15 protein-coding genes are annotated in these 19,228 nt (G+C 70.7%); 9 read left to right on the top strand and 6 right to left on the bottom strand.

Going from position 1 to position 19,228, the window contains the following annotated elements; genetic code table 11:
- Positions 1 to 2: 2 nt before the first annotated feature.
- Positions 3 to 443 (bottom strand): redox-sensitive transcriptional activator SoxR, encoded by a 441-nt coding sequence (gene soxR / locus GPA04_RS18015; RefSeq protein WP_156225593.1) that lies wholly within the window; start codon positions 441 to 443, stop codon positions 3 to 5.
- 111 nt (positions 444 to 554) lie between these two features.
- Here soxR and GPA04_RS18010 point away from each other — a divergent pair, with 111 nt between their 5' ends.
- The 4 genes from GPA04_RS18010 (at position 555) to GPA04_RS17995 (ending at position 5,567) form a co-directional block, all read left to right on the top strand.
- Positions 555 to 1,985 carry an MFS transporter gene (locus GPA04_RS18010; RefSeq protein WP_156225592.1) on the top strand — a complete coding sequence of 477 codons (1,431 nt, stop codon included), beginning with the start codon at positions 555 to 557 and terminating at the stop codon, positions 1,983 to 1,985.
- A 125-nt stretch (positions 1,986 to 2,110) separates the two neighbouring features.
- Complete coding sequence (locus GPA04_RS18005; protein WP_156225591.1) at positions 2,111 to 2,797, top strand: hypothetical protein; 687 nt, start codon at positions 2,111 to 2,113, stop codon at positions 2,795 to 2,797.
- 83 nt (positions 2,798 to 2,880) lie between these two features.
- On the top strand, positions 2,881 to 4,875 hold the full coding sequence (locus tag GPA04_RS18000; protein ID WP_156225590.1) for a sensor histidine kinase: 1,995 nt from the start codon (positions 2,881 to 2,883) through the stop codon (positions 4,873 to 4,875).
- The gene (locus GPA04_RS17995; protein ID WP_156225589.1) at positions 4,872 to 5,567 is read left to right on the top strand and encodes a response regulator; all 696 of its coding nucleotides are present in this window, start codon (positions 4,872 to 4,874) and stop codon (positions 5,565 to 5,567) included. Before GPA04_RS18000 ends, GPA04_RS17995 begins: the two co-directional genes overlap by 4 nt.
- Before the next feature lie 16 nt (positions 5,568 to 5,583).
- Here GPA04_RS17995 and GPA04_RS17990 read toward each other — a convergent pair whose 3' ends face one another.
- Entirely contained in the window at positions 5,584 to 6,897 is a 1,314-nt protein-coding gene (locus GPA04_RS17990; RefSeq protein ID WP_156225588.1) for a substrate-binding domain-containing protein, read from the bottom strand.
- Positions 6,898 to 7,029: 132 nt separating this feature from the next.
- On the opposite strand from GPA04_RS17990, the gene GPA04_RS17985 reads away from it, so the two are divergent.
- Genes GPA04_RS17985 through GPA04_RS17970 form a run of 4 tightly spaced genes read left to right on the top strand, consistent with a single transcriptional unit; the run spans position 7,030 to position 12,579 of the window.
- Positions 7,030 to 8,334: an ABC transporter substrate-binding protein gene (locus GPA04_RS17985; protein ID WP_156225587.1), complete on the top strand. Its 1,305-nt coding sequence runs from the start codon at positions 7,030 to 7,032 to the stop codon at positions 8,332 to 8,334.
- 7 nt (positions 8,335 to 8,341) lie between these two features.
- Complete coding sequence (locus GPA04_RS17980; protein ID WP_156225586.1) at positions 8,342 to 9,292, top strand: carbohydrate ABC transporter permease; 951 nt, start codon at positions 8,342 to 8,344, stop codon at positions 9,290 to 9,292.
- Positions 9,292 to 10,212, top strand: coding sequence for a carbohydrate ABC transporter permease (locus GPA04_RS17975; RefSeq protein WP_162458656.1), 921 nt, complete (start codon positions 9,292 to 9,294; stop codon positions 10,210 to 10,212). Before GPA04_RS17980 ends, GPA04_RS17975 begins: the two co-directional genes overlap by 1 nt.
- A 42-nt stretch (positions 10,213 to 10,254) precedes the next feature.
- Positions 10,255 to 12,579 (top strand): FAD-dependent oxidoreductase, encoded by a 2,325-nt coding sequence (locus tag GPA04_RS17970; protein ID WP_156225585.1) that lies wholly within the window; start codon positions 10,255 to 10,257, stop codon positions 12,577 to 12,579.
- 215 nt (positions 12,580 to 12,794) lie between these two features.
- Here GPA04_RS17970 and GPA04_RS17965 read toward each other — a convergent pair whose 3' ends face one another.
- Complete coding sequence (locus GPA04_RS17965) at positions 12,795 to 13,607, bottom strand: FadR/GntR family transcriptional regulator (protein ID WP_241680906.1); 813 nt, start codon at positions 13,605 to 13,607, stop codon at positions 12,795 to 12,797.
- Positions 13,608 to 13,720: 113 nt separating this feature from the next.
- On the opposite strand from GPA04_RS17965, the gene GPA04_RS17960 reads away from it, so the two are divergent.
- A complete protein-coding gene (locus GPA04_RS17960) occupies positions 13,721 to 15,217 on the top strand; it encodes an alpha-L-fucosidase (protein WP_241680905.1) in 1,497 nt (498 codons plus the stop codon).
- 113 nt (positions 15,218 to 15,330) lie between these two features.
- On the opposite strand, the gene GPA04_RS17955 is transcribed toward GPA04_RS17960, so the two are convergent.
- The 3 genes from GPA04_RS17955 to GPA04_RS17945 form a co-directional block, all read right to left on the bottom strand.
- Complete coding sequence (locus GPA04_RS17955) at positions 15,331 to 16,992, bottom strand: type 2 periplasmic-binding domain-containing protein (RefSeq protein WP_156225583.1); 1,662 nt, start codon at positions 16,990 to 16,992, stop codon at positions 15,331 to 15,333.
- A 77-nt stretch (positions 16,993 to 17,069) separates the two neighbouring features.
- The gene (locus GPA04_RS17950) at positions 17,070 to 18,041 is read right to left on the bottom strand and encodes a carbohydrate ABC transporter permease (RefSeq protein ID WP_241680904.1); all 972 of its coding nucleotides are present in this window, start codon (positions 18,039 to 18,041) and stop codon (positions 17,070 to 17,072) included.
- A complete protein-coding gene (locus tag GPA04_RS17945) occupies positions 18,038 to 19,006 on the bottom strand; it encodes an ABC transporter permease (protein ID WP_241680903.1) in 969 nt (322 codons plus the stop codon). The genes GPA04_RS17950 and GPA04_RS17945 overlap by 4 nt, the downstream gene beginning before the upstream one ends.
- Between the last annotated feature and the right edge of the window lie 222 nt (positions 19,007 to 19,228).

The raw sequence follows: 19,228 nt of genomic DNA, 5'->3' as shown, positions 1-19,228 counted from the left end.
GCTCAGATCCGACGGGGCCCGGGCCCCTCGTCGGCCAGCGCGTCCTCGGGGTTGAGGAGGCGGCACGCCTTCATCGAGAGGCAGCCGCACCCGATGCAGCCGGTCAGCTCACGCTGCAGGTGCTCGAGCTGAGTGCGGCGCTGCTCGATCTGGGCGCGCCAGAGCTGTGCCACCCGGCGCCAGTCCCGCTGCGAGGGCGGGTGATCGATCGGCAGGCTCGTGAACACCTCCTGCACGTCGCTGAGCGGGATCCCGAGGCGCTTCGCGACGACGATCAGCGAGATCCGCCTGAGCATGTGGCGTCGATAGCGGCGCTGGTTGCCGGGCGTGCGCGTCGCGGCGATCAGCCCCAGCTCCTCGTAGAAGCGCAGCGCCGACACCGGGACGCCCGAACGGCGTGAGACCTCACCGACGCCGAGGAGATCATCCGGTTCGAGTGACATCGCCCACCTCCCACTTGACCTCAAGCTTACTTGAGGTTTTAGCGTGACGACGCGCCACGAACGGCGCACGGGCGCAGGCCCGACCGATCGCGGCCGTGAGGACGACGCAGGATGACGCAGGCGCAGCAGGAGACAGAAGCCAACGGAGCATGGCGGGAGCTGGTGGCCGGGCGGTACGCCCCGATCGCGGCGGTGCTCGCCGGCGGTGTGCTGGTCGAGGCCAGCAACGTTTACCTGACCACGAGCCTGCTGCCGACCATCGTCGCCGAGATCGGCGGTGCCGACTTCTACGCCTGGACGATGGTGACGTTCCTGCTCGCCTCGGTCGTCAGCGCGATGCTGGTCAGCAGGATCCTCGTGCAGCAGGGCGCGGTGCGCGCGTACCTGCTCGCGCTCGGGCTGTTCGCGCTGGGGTCGGTGCTCTGCGCGGCGAGCCCGTGGATGTCGGCGCTGCTCGTCGGGCGCACCGTTCAAGGACTCGGCGGCGGCCTTCTCGCCGGGCTGGGGTACGCCCTCATCCAGCGGTCGCTGCCCCGACGGCTGTGGGCGCGTGCGGCCGCCCTGGTCTCGGCGATGTGGGGGGTCGGCAACGTGCTCGGACCCGTGGTGGGCGGCGTCGCTGCGCAGCTGGGTGCCTGGCGCGCCACCTTCATCGGGCTGGCGCTCGTGTGCGCGCTGATCGGCGTCGTGGTCGTGCGGTCGATGCCAGCCACGGCACGAGGCGCTTCACGTGAGGCGGTGCCGTGGACGTCGCTGGCGCTGCTGGCCACCGGCGTGGCAGCGGTCGGCGTCGCGAGCATCGTCCCGAGCGGCGCCGCGACGGTGCTCGCGCTGGTCGTCGGGGTGGCGCTCGGTGCGGCCTTCATCCGCCACGAGAAGCGTGGCGGCAGCGGCATCCTCCCCCGGGTGACGTTCGCACGCACCTCGTCGTTGCGGTGGGTCTACGTGACCGTCGCGGTGATGGCGTTCGGCATCGGGACGGAGGCGTTCATCCCGCTCTTCGGGCAGGAGATCGGCGGCCTGATCCCCTTCGTCGCCGGGCTCATGGGCGCGGCGGTGTCGCTGGGGTGGTCGCTGACCCAGGTCGTCACGGCGAACGCCACGGGTGATCGGTCCCGTCGCGGCCTGATCCTCGCCAGCCCGTTGGTGCTCGGGTCGGGCCTCGCCGCCTACGGGGTGCTGCAGCACTCCGGTCCGTCGGCGCTCGTGGTCGTCCTGTGGTTCGTCGCCCTGTTCGTCGCCGGTGCCGGGATCGGGCTCGGTTTCCCGCACCTGACCGTGGCAGCGCTCGGCAGCGCGGGCGACGGCGAGGAGGGCGCCAAGGCTGCCGCGGGTGTGAACACGGTCTTCCTCATCGCCAGCGCGTTCAGCGCCGCGTTCGCCGGGGTGCTGGTGAACCTCGCCGCCCCCGACATGGTGCGGTCCGCGCAGCTGCTGATGCTCGTCTTCGCCGGGTTCTGCCTGGCCGGTGTCGTCGCCGCCCGCGGGGCGAGCAGAGGTATCGGCCCTGCGGCCGTCGTCGACGTGGACGAGGCTGCCTGACGCGCCCTCGGCGATCACCGCCCGGGAAGTCGGGCGCTGCGCCCTGGTGCCCGGGACGCAGCCGGGCCGACGCTCGTCCTCAGCAGCCCGCCGACCGTCGGCGGGCCGATCTCTGAGGAGTGCTCATGTCCACGCACCTGACCGACGCCGTGACGGCACAGCCGACGACCCCGCCCCGCGCCTCGCGCGCCTGGGCCTGGAGCGGGGTCGCCGCCGGGGTTCTCGGCATCGCCACCATCCAGGCCTCGATGGCGACCTCGGTCGACTGGGAGGCCACCGCAGGCGACGCCGAGAAGATGCTCGCCGACGCCGCGACCAAGCAGGGCGCCTACCTGCTGTTCCACACGCTCGCGGTGCTGACCATGCTGGTGCTGCCCGTGTTCGCGGCGGGGCTGAAGCGCCGGCTCGACCAGCAGGGCCCGGCCGGCGGGCTCCACGGGCAGGTCGCGCTCGGCGGGCTGCTGCTGACCGCGGCGGCGCTGCTGCTCGGCAGCGGCCTCGACACCCAGTTCGCGCTCGGGCTGTCCGACCCGTCGGCGTACGTGCCGGAGTCGGCGGCGTTCTACACCGACTGGGTCGCGACGATCCCGTGGCTGTGGGTCGGGGCCGGGTTGTCGGCGCTGGCCGTCTCGATCGCGTCGCTGCGGCACGGTGCCGCACCCCGGTGGGTCGGCGTGGTCTCGTTGGTGCTCGGCCTCCTGACCGTGATCGCCGGGGTGTCGCCGCTCCAGTACATGGCCGGTTTCGTGGGACCGGTCTGGCTGCTGATCGCCTCGCTGGGCTTCGCGTTCGGTGACCGGCGCCGCGGGTGAGACCCGCGCCGCTCTCGACACCCCCGCGGCAGCTGCCGCGGGGGTGTTCCCCCGCACCACCCCCACGCCCTACCGTTCACCGCATGACGACGGCGCGCTACCCAGGCCGGCCACGCGCCGCCGTCGTGGTGGCCGTCCTGGCGGCGCTGCCCGCGGTGGCCGGTGGCGCGCTGCAGGCCGCCAGCCGCGCCCCGGTGACGCCCGATGTGCTGTTCCTCGTCGTCGATGTCGCCGTCGGCCTCGTCTACGGAGCGGTCGCGGCGGTCATCCTCTCCCGTCGCAGCCACCCGGTCGGCTGGCTGGTCGCGCTCGCTGCCGTGGGTGGTGGGCTGTCGGCGCTGGGCGGCGGCTGGGCGTCGTTCGCGCTCACACGGCCGGGCAGCCCGGGCGGGGACCTGGCGATCGGGCTGTTCGGCTCCGCGTGGGTGCCCGGGACGCTCGCGCTCTTCCTCGTGGTGCCCTGGCTGGTGCGCGAGAGCTCGCTGGACCGCGTCGCCTGGGCAGGGGTCACCGTCGGCGCCCTGACGGCGCTGGCCCTGACCCTGCAGCGGCTCGTTGCACCGATGAGCGACAACCGCGGGCTGCTGCTCGCCGTCGTGCTGGTCGGCCTGGGCACCGCGACCGCGGTGCTGTGGCGGCACCGCCGCGGACCCGCTGCCGAGCGGGCCGGTCTCGGGCTGCTGGCTGCCGGGACGGCGCTGATGGCGCTGTCGTTCGTGCCGCTGCTGCTGGTCCCCTACACCGACAGCGGGATCGTCCTGCTGGTCCCGATCTCCCACCTGGCGTGCCAGGCGCTGTTCCCCGGTGCGCTGCTGGTCACGATGCTCCGCAACCGGCTCTGGGGCATCGACATCGCGGTGAGCCGAGCGGTCCTCGCCGGGCTGCTGACGCTCGGCATGGTCGTGGTCTACACGGCGCTCGTGTGGACGGCCACCGCCTTCGTGGCGAGCTCCGCGGTCGCGCAGGTGGTGGCGGCGGTCGGGGTCGTGCTCGCCGCCGGGCCCACGCGGCGTCGGCTGGAGAGCGAGGTGCACCGGCTCGTCTACGGCGAGGCCAGCTCACCCGGGCGTGCGGCCCTGCGGATCGGCGCTTCCTTGACAGGCGCTGAGGACGTGGAGCTGCTGGACCGGCTGGCCGCAGCCGTGGGTGAGGCGTTGCGGCTGGAGTCCGTCATCCTCACCCAGCCGGGCGACGGCACGGCCGGTCGGTGGGGCACGCCGTCGAGCGTGCCGGTGGAGCGCGTGGTCCGGCAGGGCGAGGACGGCACCGGCGAGCCGGTCGGGGTGCTCACCGTGACGCCGCGACCGGGTGAGCGGCTGGACCGCCGCACGCTCGACGCGCTGGACCAGCTGCGACCCGTGCTCGCCGTCGGTCTCGGGCTGGTGCGGGCGACCGGTGAGGTGGTCAGGGCGCGGGATGCCGCGACCGGGGCGCGGCTGGCGGAACGACGGCTGATCCGGCGCGAGCTCCACGACGGGATCGGGCCCTGGCTCTCCGGGCTGCGCCTGGGGCTGCAGGGGGCTCGGAACGTGCTGGCCACCGATCCCGGTGCCGCCGACGCCGTGCTCGCGGCCCTGCAGGAGGAGGTGGCCCAGCGGGTGCAGGACGTGCGGCTGCTCTCCCGCAGCCTGCTGCCGCCCGTCCTGGAGGAGCACGGCCTGGTCGCGGCGCTCGCCGAGCTGGTCGATCGACACCAGCGGATGGGCTTCGCCGTCGAGGTGCGCGGTCTGGTCACCGACGACCCGGAGGCGCTGCGCGACCTCGACCCGCGGGTGGCGGCGGCCGCGTACGCCGTGGTGTCGGAGTCGGTGCTCAACGCCGCTCGTCACTCGGGGGCAGACCGGTGCGTCGTGGAGGTCACGCTCGTCGAGCCCGACGGCGTCGCACCCGCTCTCGTGGTCAGCTGCCTCGATCAGGGCTCGGGTCGGGCTCCCGACGTCGCCGACGGCGTGGGCACCCGTTCGATGCGGGAGCGCACCGAGGAGCTGGGCGGCGGGATCGCCATCGGCCCGTCACCGCACGGGGGCACGCTCGTGCGGGCGCAGCTGCCGCTCGCACCCGCGGCGGTGCCGGCATGAGCGAGGGCGCGGCGGCAGCGCTCCGTGTGACGCTGATCGACGACCACCCGGTGTTCCGGATCGGGATGGCGGCGCTGCTGGACTCGCTCGAGGGGATCACGGTGGTCGGGCAGGTCCCCGGGTTCGCGGCAGCGCGGGAGCTGTTCGCCGAGGGCCACGAGACCGACGTCGTGCTCATGGACATCGACCTGGGCGACGGCTCGGGCGTCGACCTCACACGCGATCTGCTCCGTGACCGGCCGGACCTGCGCGTGCTGGTGGTGACGATGCACGAGGACGACGACGCGGTCGTCGCCGCCGTGCGTGCCGGGGCGCGCGGCTACCTGGTGAAGTCGTCCCCGCCGGACGCCGTCGAGCGCGCGGTGCGCGCCGTGGCGGCGGGCGAGATGATCTTGTCTCCCGCGGTCGCCGAGCGTGCGATGGCGTACGTGCTCGGCGGTCAGCGTGCGGCACGCGTGCCGTTCCCGCAGCTGACGGCCCGCGAGCGCGAGGTCCTCGACCTGCTCGCCCACGGCCTGGACAACACCGCGATCGCGCGGCGGCTCACGCTGAGCCCGAAGACGGTGCGCAACACCGTGGCCACGGTGCTGGCGAAGCTGTCGCTGCGCGATCGCTCGGCCGCCATCGTCCGCGCCCGTGCGGAGGGTCTCGGGGGCGGAGATCCTGCAGCGAGCGGGCCGTCCGACAGCTGACGTGGGTCGGACCGGTTCAGCGCAGGTCCTCGGGCAGCGTGTCCAGACGCAGTGCCGCGCCCATCGCTCCCAGGATCCGCTCCAGGGACCGGACGGTGGGGCTCACCTCGCCCGCCTCGTAGCGGGCGATCATCGCCTGTGACGTCCCGACAGTCTCGGCCAGCGATCGCTGTGTGATCCCCGCGTGCCGTCGGGCGTCGCGGATCAGCTCACCCGGCCGCGGACGCTCATGCCAGATCTGATATGGCACGGCCGGATTGAACACGGCTGCGGAACCCAAGGTGCTCGCCCGCACTATCAGTCGGTGCGTGACCACACCTCGCCGCGGCGGCGCGCTCGGCTCGGCGATCCGGGCCGCGAGGAGCTGCACGGCACGGGAGCCGAACTCCTCCATGTTGGGCGCGATGGTGGTCAGCGGCGGCCACGCGTACTCGGCCTCGGGCGCGTTGTCCCACCCCAGCACCGCGACGTCGTCGGGGACGCGGATGCCGAGCGAGGCCAGCGCATGGAGCGCACCGACCGCCACCAGGTCGCTGGCGCAGATCAAGGCGTCCCAGGGCGTGCCGGAGGCGAACGCCTCACGGGTGCGCGCGAACCCCTCCGACCGTGAGTACTCGCTGGTCTCGATCAGGCTGAGGGAGGCTGCCTCGCCAGCCTCGGCGAGCTCGGCGCGCAGGCCGGCGATCCGGAGCGCCGACGCCTTGCGGTGCGGACCGATCTCGGCTCCGAGGAACGCGAACCGGCGGCGACCGAGCGCCAGCATGTGGCGCGCCGCGTCACGCGCGGAGGCGCCGTTGTCGATGCCGACGTGGTCGAGGCCGCCCGGTTCGGCCTGCTCGCCCAGCAGCACGATCGGCGTGTCCGTCTGCAGCGCGGCCACCTCCGCCCCGGACAGCCGCGAGGTGCTCAGCAGCACACCGTCGGTGAACCGGACGCTGTAGCCCCGTGCTGCTGCGGACTCGCGTGGGACCGAGTGCCCGGTCTCGTCGATGAGCACCGTGTAGTCCTCGTCGCGGGCGCGCCGGACGACGGCCCTGGCCAGCTCGGCGTAGTACGGCGTCGCGAGGTCCGGGACCGACACGGCCAGCAGACCGGTGCGCCCCCGCCGCAGCTGACGGCCCGCGAGACTGGGGCGGTACCCGAGCTCGGCGATCGCGCGCTCGACGTTGCGCCGCGTCGCGGCCGCGACGTGGGGCCGGCCATGGATGACGTTCGAGACCGTCTTCCAGGAGACCCCGGCGCGTGCGGCGACGTCCTTGATGCCCCCGACCTTGCGGGGCGGTGCGCTGTCCCCGGCGACGCCGTCGTCGCCCGATACCTGTTCTGGCATAGCGGACAGGATATCGGAGAGCGAGGGTGCCGGGACGTGGTCATGACCGCAGTTGACAGCGTTGATCTCGGCGATGTCAGATACGTCTAACGTTGTACACGCCGACGCCGATGTCCGGCCCCAGGAGGAACGATGAAGACCACCCGACGTGCGATCCGCAGATCTGCCGCCGCCGCTGCCCTGCTCTCCGGGGCGCTGGCCCTCGCGGCCTGCGGTGTCGATGGCAGCGGCGGAGGGAGCGGGGACGACGGCGGCGACGCCGGCGGTCCGGCGACCGACGAGGAGATCCGGACAGCGTGGTGGGGCGTCGACAACCAGCACCGCGCGCTGGAGACCGCCATCGAGGCCTTCACCGCGGCCGGCGGGCCGCAGGTGAGCGTGGAGCCGCAGCCGTGGGACGGCTACTGGGACAAGCTGGCGACCCAGGTCGCCGGCCGCGACCTCCCGGACGTCATCATGCAGGCCGCCAGCCAGCTGCCCACCTACGCCGAGCGCGACTCGCTCCTCGACCTCTCGGAGGTCGACCTCGACGTCAGCGGTCTGGACGAGGGGATCCGCGAGTTCGGCGCCGTCGGCGAGTCCACCTACGGGGTGGTCGCGGCGACGAACGCCACCGGGTTCGTCACCAACGAGGACCTGCTCGCCGAGCTGGGCATCGCAGCCCCCGAGGGTGAGTGGACCTGGGACGACCTCGCGACCTTCGCGAGCGAGGTGCAGTCCGCCAGCGGCGGTGAGCACTGGGGCGTCCAGGACGGCTCGGGCGACATGATCCTGTTCATCCTGTTCGTGCGGGACTCCGGCCGCGAGTTCTACGCCGAGGACGGGTCGATCAACGCGACGCCGGACGACCTGCGGGCGTGGTTCCAGCTGTGGGCGGACATGCGTGAGTCCGGCGCGGTCCCGCCCGCGGACATCACCGCGGAGGCCAGCGGCAACCTGCCGGGCTCGCCGCTCGCCACCGGCGGCGCCGCCAGCGGTTTCGTGTGGACGCAGGACTACGTCGCACTGCAGTCGGTCTCGGACAACGCGCTGGACATCGCGCTGCCCCCCTACAACGCGACCAACCCGAGCCTGTGGATCAACGCCGCAAGCCTGTGGTCGATCTCGGCCTGGTCGGGCAACCCCCAGGGCGCGGCCGACCTGATCGACTACCTGGTCAACGACCCGGAGGCCGTCGACACGTTGGGCGCCACGCTCGGGATCCCGCCGACCGCTGCTGCCCGCGCCCAGATCGCCGAGTCCGTCACCGACGAGGAGCGCCCGGCGATCGAGTACATGGATCTCGTCGCCGAGAACTCGCGGCCGCTCAACCGCCTCTGGCCCGACGGTTTCGCCGACTCCCGCACGCTGATGTCACAGCTCTCCGAGCAGGTCGCGTTCGGCCAGATGAGCGTCGACGACGCCGTGGACGCGTTCTTCGCGGACGCCGAGGGCTGAGCAGCCGGTGAGCAACGCAACGACCGCCGCCGGAGGTGGCGCACCCGCGCCCGCCCGCCGGCGGCGGTCGGCTCGCCGCCGCAAGGAGGCACGAGCCGGCTACCTCTTCCTGCTCCCGTGGTTCGTCGGTCTGGCCGCGCTGGTCATCGGTCCGATGGCGACCTCGGCCTACCTGTCCTTCACGGAGTACGACCTCTTCCACGACCCGGTCTGGGTCGGCGTCGAGAACTACCGCACGCTGTTCACCGACGACCCGCGCTACCTGCAGTCGCTGCGGGTGACCTTCACCTACGTGCTCGCCTCGGTGCCGCTGCGACTGGTGGTCGCGCTCGGGCTCGCCGTGCTGATGAACCGGACGCTCCGCGGGATGTCGTTCTACCGCGCCGCGCTCTACCTGCCCTCTCTGCTGGGCGGCAGCGTGGCGATCGCGGTGCTGTGGCGTCAGCTCTTCGGCAGCAACGGCGCGATCAACCAGCTGCTGGCGCTGGTGGGCATCGACGGTCCGAACTGGATCGCCTCGCCCGACACCAGTCTGGCGACGCTGATCGTGCTCGCGATCTGGCAGTTCGGCTCACCCATGGTGATCTTCCTGGCCGGCCTGCGGCAGATCCCCGCCGAGCTGCTCGAGGCGGCACGGGTCGACGGCGCCGGAGCGGTACGCAGGTTCGTCTCGGTCACCCTGCCGCTGCTCACACCGCTGGTCTTCTTCAACCTCGTGATGCAGACGATCGTGGCCTTCCAGGCGTTCACGCCGTCGTACATCATCTCCAACGGCACCGGTGGGCCGGTCGACTCGACGCTCTTCTACACGCTGTACCTCTACATCAAGGGCTTCAGCGAGTTCGAGATGGGTTACGCCTCCGCCATGGCGTGGGTGCTCGTCGCCATCATCGCGGCCTTCACGGCCGTCAACTTTCTCGGCGCCCGTCGTTGGGTGCACTACTCGGACGCGAGCTGATGCCCTCCACCGTGACGCAGGTGCTCCCTGCCACCGTCGACCCCTCGCCCCCCTCGACGTCGTCGAAGGGCGGGCGCCGCCGCGGCAGCCGCTCACCGCTGGCGACGACCGCCTGGCACGGCTTGATGCTGCTGCTGTGCCTGGCCACGCTCTACCCGGTGCTGTGGATGGCCCGCAGCGCGGTCGTGCCGGAGAGCGAGATCTTCGCGAGCCCGACGATCGTGCCGTCCCAGGTCGACCTCTCGAACTTCGCCGCCGGCTGGTCGGCCAACCCGCCCGGCTTCGGGACGTTCCTGATGAACTCGTTCATCATCTGCGCCGGTGCGGTCGCGGGCAACCTCATCGCCTGCACGCTCGCCGCGTACGCCTTCGCCCGCCTCGACTTCCCGTTGAAGCGGCTCTGGTTCGCCGTGATGCTCGCGACCGTCATGCTGCCCGCGCACGTCACGCTCATCCCGCAGTACGCGCTGTTCTCGGCGGCGGGATGGGTCGGCACCTACCTTCCGCTCATCGTGCCGAAGTTCCTGGCCACGGACGCGTTCTTCATCTTCTTGCTCGTGCAGTTCATGCGCGGCATCCCTCGTGAGCTGGACGAGGCCGCAGAGCTCGACGGCGCCGGGCGGTGGCGCATGTTCCGCTCGGTGATGCTCCCGCTGTCGATCCCGGCGCTGGCGACCACCGCCGTGTTCACGTTCATCTGGACCTACGAGGACTTCCTCGGGCCGCTGATCTACCTGAGCGACCTCAACGACTATCCGGTCCCGCTCGGGCTGCGGATGTTCATGAACGCGATGGGGCAGTCCTCCTACGGGCAGCTGTTCGCGATGTCGCTCGTCTCGCTGCTGCCGGTCTTCATCTTCTTCCTGCTCTTCCAGCGCAAGCTCATCGCCGGCATCGCGACGACCGGCCTCAAGGGCTGACCAGCCCCGTCGCCTCACCCATCACCCAACCGAAGGAATCACGTGCGCACTCGTGTCGAACATGCCCAGGTCGTCGTCTGCGGAGGTGGTCTGGCGGGTATCAGCGCCGCTGTCTCAGCTGCACGCCTGGGCCTCGAGACGGTCCTGGTCCAGGATCGCCCGGTGCTCGGCGGCAACAGCTCCTCCGAGGTGCGGGTGGTCCCGCGCGGCGCAGGGAACTACCACGCCTACGCCCGTGAGACCGGCGTCGTCGGCGACCTCCTCGAGCGCGAGCGGCTGCTCAACCACGAGGAGATCTTCGAGAACGGCTTCACCAACAGCGTGTGGGACATGACCATCTACGACCTGGTCGAGCAGACCCCGGGGTTGACGCTGCACCTCAACACCGTGGTGCGGGACGTCGTGGTCGACGAGACGGACAAGCGCATCATCGCCGTGCTCGCCTACACCGCCAGCGCCGAGACCGAGATCGAGATCAACGGCGACGTCTTCGTCGACTGCACCGGCGACGGGGTGGTGGCTGCCCTGGCCGGTGCACCGTGGCGGATGGGCACCGAGGGCCGCGACGAGTTCGACGAGCCGCACGCCCCGCCGGAGGCCTCCGACGACGTCATGGGCAACTCGATCCACATCAAGACCAAGGACGTCGGCCGGCCCGTCGAGTTCGAGCTCCCGCCGTGGGCGGTCTCCTACGACGACGCCGACTTCTTCTACCGCGGCGGCCGCCGTCCGTCGACCCTCAAGGGCGGTTACTGGTGGATCGAGATCGGGGTGCCGTGGCACACGATCGACGACGCCGAGACGATCCGGCACGAGCTCACCCGCCATGCGCTCGGCGTCTGGGACTGGATCAAGAACAAGGACCCGTACCTGCGCGAGCGCGCCAGCACCTACGCGCTGGACTGGATCGGACAGGTTCCGGGCAAGCGTGAGAGCCGCAGGATCATGGGCCAGCACCTCATGACCGAGGCCGACCTGACGCGAGCGGAGCCGTTCGAGGACGAGATCGCCTACGGCGGCTGGAACATCGACCTGCACACCCCGGGTGGGATGCTCGCCGAGACCAGCGAGCCCACGGCCGCCGAGAACCACGAGACCACCGCGCCGGCGGCCGTGGCGGCCTACGTGGGGCCGTTCGGGATCCCGCTGCGCTCGCTGGTGGCGCTCGAGGTGCCGAACCTGCTGATGGCAGGCAGGAACGTGTCGGCCAGCCACGTGGCACTGGGCTCGGTCCGGGTGCAGGCGACGACCGCGATCATGGGCCAGGCCGCGGGAACGGCGGCGGCGATTGCGGTGCGCGACGGCATCGGCGCCCAGGACGTGGCGTCGGTCGCGATCGACGCCGTCCAGCAGCGCCTGCTGCGCGACGGAGCCTTCCTGCCCTCGGTGGCGAACACCGACGTCGACGACCTCGGGCGCGACGCCCGGGTGCGAGCCTCCTCGCACGCCCTCGCCTACGGCGCCGGACCGGACAGCACCGCGGTCACCGGCGGCGTGGGCAACCACTCCAAGCCCAGCGACGTGCTGGCCGAGCGGCGGGGGCAGTGGATCGCCGTCGGCACCGGTGCCGACGCACCCGGCCTGGCCCAGGTGTCGGTCTGCCTGACCAACACCTCGGGGGCCGCGCGGTCGATCGGGGCGAGCATCGTCGCCGTCGAGAACATCTGGGACTACCGCATCGACGGCGTGCCCGTGCTGGCCGCGACCGACCTGCTGGTGCCCCCCGGTGAGCGGCTCTGGGTCACCTGGGACGTCGACCTGGACGCCGAGACGCTCCGAGAGGGCGCCGCCGGCGACGTGCGTTACGTCCGCCTGGACCTCGATGCCGACCCGGAGATCTCCTGGCACCGCGCCGGCGCCGTGGTCCCCGGGTGCGTCTCAGGGGTGCGGATCGCCTCGGGACGCATGCGTCGCTACCTCGATGCCATCACGCTCTCGCACCGGGTCGCACCGGCTCAGCCCGCGTGGCCCGCGTCGGGGGTGCTGACCGGCGTCACCCGCCCGCACCGATCGACCAACGTGTGGAGGTCCGACCCGGCACAGCCCTTCGACCAGTGGCTGGAGCTCAGCTGGGACACCGCCCGCACGATCGGCCGGATCGAGCTCACGTTCGCGGGCAGCCTCCTGCGCGAGTACGACCGCTACCCCCCGGGGTATCGCGACCCGCAGTGTGCGCGCGACTACTCGATCGAGGTGGCCGACGGCGAGGGCTGGCGTCGCGTGCTCACCGTGACGGGCAACGCCGCACGGCGACGCCAGCACGACCTTCCGGAGGCCGCCTCGACAGCCCGCCTGCGGGTCGTGGTGCACGCGACCAACGGTGACCCCTCCGCCGCGATCGCGGAGGTGCGCTGCTACGCCCCGTAAGGGCTGCGGTCTCGTCGCAGCCGGGTCGGGGTCAGATGAATCCGGGGCGATGCGTGTCCCTGCGCGGCAGATGTGGCCGCGCAGGGCACGTCGGACCTATATTGGTCGAACCAATCGACGCAGCAGTCGAGCCGACGACATCGAGCCCCTGAGATGCCCACCACTGACGGTCACCCGCGTGCCTGCGACGGTTCGCCGTGAGGGCGGTGAGCAGCTCATCTCCCAGGGCGACCGGCCGGGTCGCCGTCGCCGTCGGCGTCGAGCAACGGCAGCGACGGGTCGATCTCCGCGGCGCTGACCTCGCGGTGGTGCGCGGCGACGAACTCCTCCACGTCGAGGAGGTGGCTGCTCATCCGGACGCGCGCCCGGTCGGGGTCGCGCGCCACGAGCGCGACGAGGATCGAGCGGTGCTGCTGGTGGGCGATGCTGATCGAGTCGGCCTGGTTGACCGAGCGCCACAGGCGCGCGCGCACCGTCCGGCTCGAGAGGTTGTCGACCAGCCCGGCGAGCGCCGAGTTCCCGCTGGCACGAGCGATGAGGTGGTGGAACTCGACGTCGGCCTCGATGGTGCGCTCGGGGTCCAGGTGGTCGGGGTCGGCGAGCATGGCGTCGACCCGCGCCAGGATCGCCTCGAGCTCGGTGAGCTCGTCCGCGGTGAGCCGGGTCGCGGCCAGCGCGACGCTCTCGACCTCCAGCATCCGGCGGACGGCGAGCACCTCGGCAGCGCTCGAAGGCTCGAGCAGCTCCGCGAAGAACCCGATCGGGCTGAGCATCCTCGCCGGGTCCAGCGAGGTCACGTACGTGCCATCACCCTGGCGCGACTCCAGCACCCCCAGCGCCACGAGCGCTCGCACGGCCTCGCGGAGAGATCCTCGCGAGACACCCAGCCGCAGCGCCAGCTCCCGCTCGATCGGCAGCCGGTCCCCGGCCCGCAGGGTCCCGTCGCGCAGCATCGCCTTGACCGCGTCGATCACGACGTCGGTCTGCGACCGGGCCAGCGCGGGCGTCGGTTCGCTCCTGCTCGTCACCGCTGATGAACCTCCCCCCGACGTGACGCCGTCACGCCGCTCTCGACCCGACCGAACTGAACTGATCTGGAGGCCGCCCGATGCCGCTCGACCCGACCACACTGCCGGAACCCGTGGACGTCTCTGACAGCTCCGAGGCGCTGGCCCACGTGGCGGCGATCGTCGCCCGCGGGCCCTACGCAGCGGACTGGGACTCGCTCACCGCGTACGAGGCTCCGCTGTGGTACCAGGACGCCAAGTTTGGCATCTTCCTGCACTGGGGCGTCTTCACCGTCCCGGCGTACGGCAGCGAGTGGTACCCGCGCAACGCCTACCGGCGGGGCACCCCGGAGTTCGACCACCACGTCGCCACGTACGGTCCGCACCGCGAGTTCGGCTACAAGGACTTCATCCCCGATCTGCGGATGGAGTCCTACGACCCGCAGGCCTGGGCGTCGTTGTTCCGAGAGGCCGGAGCCCAGTTCGTGGTGCCCGTGGCCGAGCACCACGACGGCTTCGCGATGTACCACAGCGATCGCACCCGCTGGGCGGCGTCCAAGGTCGGCCCGCAGCGTGACGTGCTCGGTGATCTCGCGGAGGCGACGCGACGTGCCGGCATGGTGGCCGGGGTGTCCTCGCACCGCGCCGAGCACTGGTTCTTCCTCAACGGCGGCACCCGGTTCGACTCTGACGTGCTCGACCCCGCCTACCAGGACTTCTACGGGCCGGCCCAGCGCGAGGAGACCGCGCCGAACGAGGCGTTCCTGCAGGACTGGTTGCTGCGCACCGTCGAGATCATCGACCGGTACCGGCCTCAGGTGCTCTGGTTCGACTGGTGGATCGAGACGCCCGCGTTCGAGCCCTACCTGCGCACCCTGGCCGCCTACTACTACAACCGGGCTGCCGAGTGGGGCGTGCAGGTGGTGCTGCAGTACAAGTGGGAGGCGTTCGCGCGGGGCTCGGCCGTCCGTGACATCGAGCGCGGCGCGATGACGCACATCCAGGACGACGTGTGGCAGAACGACACCTCGATCTCCCGGAACTCCTGGAGCTGGCACCCCGAGCAGGACTACAAGTCGTGCGCGGCACTGGTGGCCGAGCTCGCGGACTGCGTGGCCAAGAACGGAGCGCTGCTGCTCAACATGTGCCCGAAGGCCGACGGCACCTTCGACCCGCGCGAGGTCGAGATCGTTCGCGAGCTGGGCCGGTGGCTCGGCGTCTACGGGCAGGCGATCTACGGGACCCGCCCCTGGCTCGTGCCGGTGGAGGGTCCGACCCGTGCGGTTGAAGGCTCCTTCGTGGACGACGCGCCGGTCGAGTACACCGATGCCGACATCCGGTTCACACGCCGGATCGACAAGATGGGTGAGCACCTGTACGCGATCGTGCTGGCGCGGCCTGCGTCCGGGACCGTGCGGATCCGCTCCTGGGGCACCCACCTCGGTCTGCTGCTCGATGACATCGAGACCGTCGAGGTGCTCGGCGACCCCGCACCGGCCGTGTGGCGCCGCACGCCTGAGGCGCTGGAGGTGGATCTGACGGATGCGCACGCCGACCTCCCGGGGGTTGCGATCAGGGTGCTGCTGGCCAGCCGCGTGACACCGCGTCGTCACGACTTCATCCACGAGTGATGGGGACGCACGGACGGCTCCGACCTCCGCCGTCGGGCGACGTGCGCACGCGGTGGTGAGCACCCGAAGCTGACGGCGGTGCGGGATCCCTCGATCCCGCACCGCCCAGGATGTCAGCCGACGCTGCTGTCATAGGCGGCCTGCCAGATCTCGACGTACCTGTCGGCGCCCAGACCGGTGAGGCCTTCGACGTAGGACGTCCAGGCGGCGTCGTCGCCCGGGTCGCGCACCCCGGTGATGAACTCCGCCGTCGAGGTCGACACGTAGTTCTCGACGTTGGTCTGCAACGTCGCGAGCTCGGGTGCGTCCTCCACGGACACCCACGCGTTCCAGTACGGGAAGATCGCGTCGGTCTCGTGGCCCTCGTAGAGCTGGGTGGCCTCGAAGAGCCGGCGCTCGTAGCCCGCCTGGGCGTAGATGTCGGTGTCCTGGACCTGGGCGTTGCGGAACTCGGCCGTGCTGTTGTACTGCGCCATGGCACCCCAGGCCGCGTTCACGTCCTGCGGGTTCTCGGTGTCGGTCGGCAGGTCGACGAAGGAGGGCTCGAGCGTGTCGTCGAGCGCGACCTCGCCCTCCTCGGCCGGCCGCCAGCCGACGCCCTCGACACCGAACTCGCCGAGCAGGTGCCCCTCGTAGGTGAAGATGTAGTCGAGGATCTCGATGAGCTTCTGCTGCTTGGCCTCGCTGGCGTTGCTCGTGATCACGAAGGTCGCCCCCGGGGTGCTGGGCAGCACGTAGGTGGCGTTGTCGCCACCGGGACCGGTCAGCGGCGGGAGCGCGTCGTACTGGGTGTCACGCGCGTCCTCCAGACCGATGGTCACGAAGATCCCCGGGTGCACACCCGTGTAGGACCCGATGATCACGCCCTCGGCCGAGTTGCCCTTGGCCTGCATGGCGTCGGGATCCTGGGAGAACGCCGACTCGTCGATCAGCCCGGCCTCCCACAGCGAGTTGAGGTAGATCAGCCCCTCACGCCAGCCGTCCTGCGCCGGCTGCATCTGCACCTGGTCGCCGCTCATGCCGAGCGAGACGGGCTGAGTGGTGCCGCCGATGCTCCAGGCGTTGGAGATGAAGGCGTTCATGATGAAGGGGATCACCGAGTCACGCGCGTTCGCCGTGAGCGGGATCTCGTCCGCGATGCCGTTCCCGTTGGGGTCGTCGTTCTTGAACGCCGTCAGGACGTCGAAGAGCTCCTCCGGCGTGGTCGGCTGGTCGAGCCCGAGGTTCTCCAACCACTGCGTGTTGATCCAGAACTTGCTGGGATAGGAGCAGTGGTAGCAGTCGTTCCACTGCGGCAGACCCCAGATGTTCCCGTCCGGCGAGGTCGCCAACGTCTCGTAGGCGGGCACCTCGGAGAACGTCTCCGTGATCGTGGGCCCGTGGGCGTCGATCAGGTCGTTCAGGGGCACCGCCACACCCTGGCTGCCGAGCCGCAACAGCTCCGGCTGACTGAACTGGTTCACCCAGGGGATCAGCATGTAGGCGTCCGGGAAGCTGCCGCTGGCCAGGGAGATCTGCCGCGCCTCGGCGGCTGCGGCGGCGTCGTAGGTCGTCGTCTCGAACTGGAGGTCGACGTCGAACTTCTCCTCCAGGTGGAGGGTGAAGGCGTTGTCCTCGAGGTTCGACTCGGCGTCCTGGGGAGCGAAGATGGTGATGACGCCGTCGTCACCGCTCCCTCCGCCGTCTCCGTCGGACTCGCCGGAACAGGCGCCCACGGCGCCGATGCCGAGTGTGAGCGCCGTCAGTGCGGCGACGCGGCGTGCGTGTCGTGCCATGCGTGGTGACCTCCTGGTCGTCCTGCGACGCCCCCGGTCGGGGGTACCGCTGCTAGCTGGGGTGCCCTCCGGCACGGTCAGCCCTTGACCGCGCCGAGCATGACCCCCTTGGTGAAGTACCGGGCCACGAACGGGTAGATGAGCATCACCGGCACCGTGGCGACGACGATGAGCGAGTACTTGAGCAGGTCCGCCAGCTCCTGGCGCCGCAGCATCTCGGCGGCGTCCATGCCGGCGACGCTCTGGTTGAGGATGAGGATGTTCCGCAGCACGAGCTGCAGCGGGTACAGGTCGGGATCACGGATGTAGAGGAGCGCGTCGAAGTAGGAGTTCCACTGCGTGATGGCGTACATCAGGCCGATCACCGCGAGCAACGGCTTCGACAGCGGCAGCACGACCGAGCGCAGGAAGCGCATGTCGCTGGACCCGTCGAGCTGAGCCGCTTCATAGAGCTCGTCGGGGATGGAGGCCCGGAAGAACGCCATCGCGAGGATGGTCTGCCAGACACCTACGGCCTGGGGGAGGATCAACGCCCAGCGGGTGTTGAGCAGTCCGAGCTCCTGCACCACGAGATAGGTGGGGATGAGGCCGCCGGCGAAGAGCATCGTGAAGACGATGCCGGCCGCCAGGAAGCCCCGGCCCCAGAACTCCTTGCGGGAGAGCGGGTAGGCGATGGCCACGGTGAGCACGAGACTCACCGCGGTGCCGACCCCGGTGTAGAAGAGCGAGTTCCCGAACCCGGTGAGGATCTGCGGGTCGCCGAGCACGGCGGTGTAGCCGTCGAGCGTGAAGTCGACCGGCCAGAGCATCACGCGCCCGGCCGACACCGCACGCGGATCGCTGAAGGAGCTGGCCACGATGTAGATCAGCGGCACGAGCACCGCCACCAGGAAGGTGGTCAGCAGGACGTAGACGCCCACCATGAACAGGCGATCGACGCCGCGCTCCTTGATCTTGACCGGCCGCGGCGGCTTCCTGCGGCGTTGCGTCAGCAGAGCCGACACGCCCGTGGCGCGGACGGTGGAACGATCGCTGGTCTCCACACTCACCACAGGCCCCTTCCGGTGGCGCGCTTGGCGATCAGGTGGACCGCCACCAGCAGCACGAGGTTGATGACGGAGTTGAAGAGCCCGATGGCGGATGCCTGGCTGAAGTCGGCGTTCAGGAGCCCGATCCGGTAGGTGTAGGTCGCGATGATCTCCGACTGCGACAGGTTCAGCGTGTTCTGGAACAGGAACGCCTTCTCGAAGCCGATCGCCATGACGTTGCCGACCCCGAGGATGAGCACCACGGTGGCGGTCGGCAGGATGCCCGGCAGGTCGATGTGGCGGATCTTCTGCAGCCGCGAGGCACCATCGACCTTCGCCGCCTCGTACAGCGTCGGGTCGATGCCGGCCAGTGCCGCCATGTAGATGACCGCCGAGTAGCCGGCCGTCTGCCAGACGTCGCTCCACACGTAGATGTGCCGGAAGAACTCCGGCCGGCTCAGGAAGTCGATCGAGTCGATCCCGAAGATGCCGATCACGTCGTTCGCCAGGCCCAGGCGTGGTGACAGGAACAGGATCGTCATCGACACCACGACGACCGTCGAGATGAAGTACGGCGCGTACGTCACCATCTGTACGGTGCGCTTGAAGAACTTCTGCCGCACCTCGTTGAGCGCGAGCGCCAGGATGATCGGAATCGGGAAGCTCGCGACCAGCACGTACGCGGAGAGGATGAACGTGTTGCGGAGCAGCGTCCAGAACACCGGGTTCTCGAAGAAGCGGTGGAACTGGTCGAGCCCGACCCACGGACTGCCCCAGACGCCGTCGATCACGTTGTAGCTCTTGAACGCGATGACCGCGTTCGTCATCGGCCAGTACTTGAACACGATGAAGTACGCGACCGGCAGCAGCACCAGCAGGTAGAGCTGCCAGTGCCGGCGGAGAGCGCGCTGTGCCGCCTTCCGCCCCTTGGACGTGTCTTTGACCCTGAGCGTCCCGCGAGCCGAGGCCTGGGGGGTGATCAGCACCCGACCACCCCGACGATTGGCTTGACCTCTCGCCGCATCGATGCCGCTGGGCTCAGCGGCATCATGGTGATTTCCGGCAGTGACATCGTCGTCTCCTCTGGCGACACCCTCGCGGTCGCGCCTCGCGGACACGGTAATCATCAGACCAATACGCGTCAAGGGTCTCGATGAGACTCGTCGAGCGGCGGACCGGTCCGCCGGATCGGACCGATCTCGTGCGTC

It is taken from the genome of Pseudactinotalea suaedae, from assembly GCF_009733815.1.
Classification (GTDB): Bacteria; Actinomycetota; Actinomycetes; order Actinomycetales; family Beutenbergiaceae; genus Pseudactinotalea; species Pseudactinotalea suaedae.
This window is presented reverse-complemented; position numbering and strand designations above follow the sequence as displayed.

Coding starts and splice junctions, on each gene's coding strand:
- GPA04_RS18000 (WP_156225590.1), top strand. CDS start 2,881: ATGACGACGGCGCGCTACCCAGGCCGGCCACGCGCCGCCGTCGTGGTG.
- GPA04_RS18005 (WP_156225591.1), top strand. CDS start 2,111: ATGTCCACGCACCTGACCGACGCCGTGACGGCACAGCCGACGACCCCG.
- soxR (WP_156225593.1), bottom strand. CDS start 443: ATGTCACTCGAACCGGATGATCTCCTCGGCGTCGGTGAGGTCTCACGC.
- GPA04_RS17995 (WP_156225589.1), top strand. CDS start 4,872: ATGAGCGAGGGCGCGGCGGCAGCGCTCCGTGTGACGCTGATCGACGAC.
- GPA04_RS17985 (WP_156225587.1), top strand. CDS start 7,030: ATGAAGACCACCCGACGTGCGATCCGCAGATCTGCCGCCGCCGCTGCC.
- GPA04_RS17975 (WP_162458656.1), top strand. CDS start 9,292: ATGCCCTCCACCGTGACGCAGGTGCTCCCTGCCACCGTCGACCCCTCG.
- GPA04_RS18010 (WP_156225592.1), top strand. CDS start 555: ATGACGCAGGCGCAGCAGGAGACAGAAGCCAACGGAGCATGGCGGGAG.
- GPA04_RS17955 (WP_156225583.1), bottom strand. CDS start 16,992: ATGGCACGACACGCACGCCGCGTCGCCGCACTGACGGCGCTCACACTC.
- GPA04_RS17990 (WP_156225588.1), bottom strand. CDS start 6,897: ATGCCAGAACAGGTATCGGGCGACGACGGCGTCGCCGGGGACAGCGCA.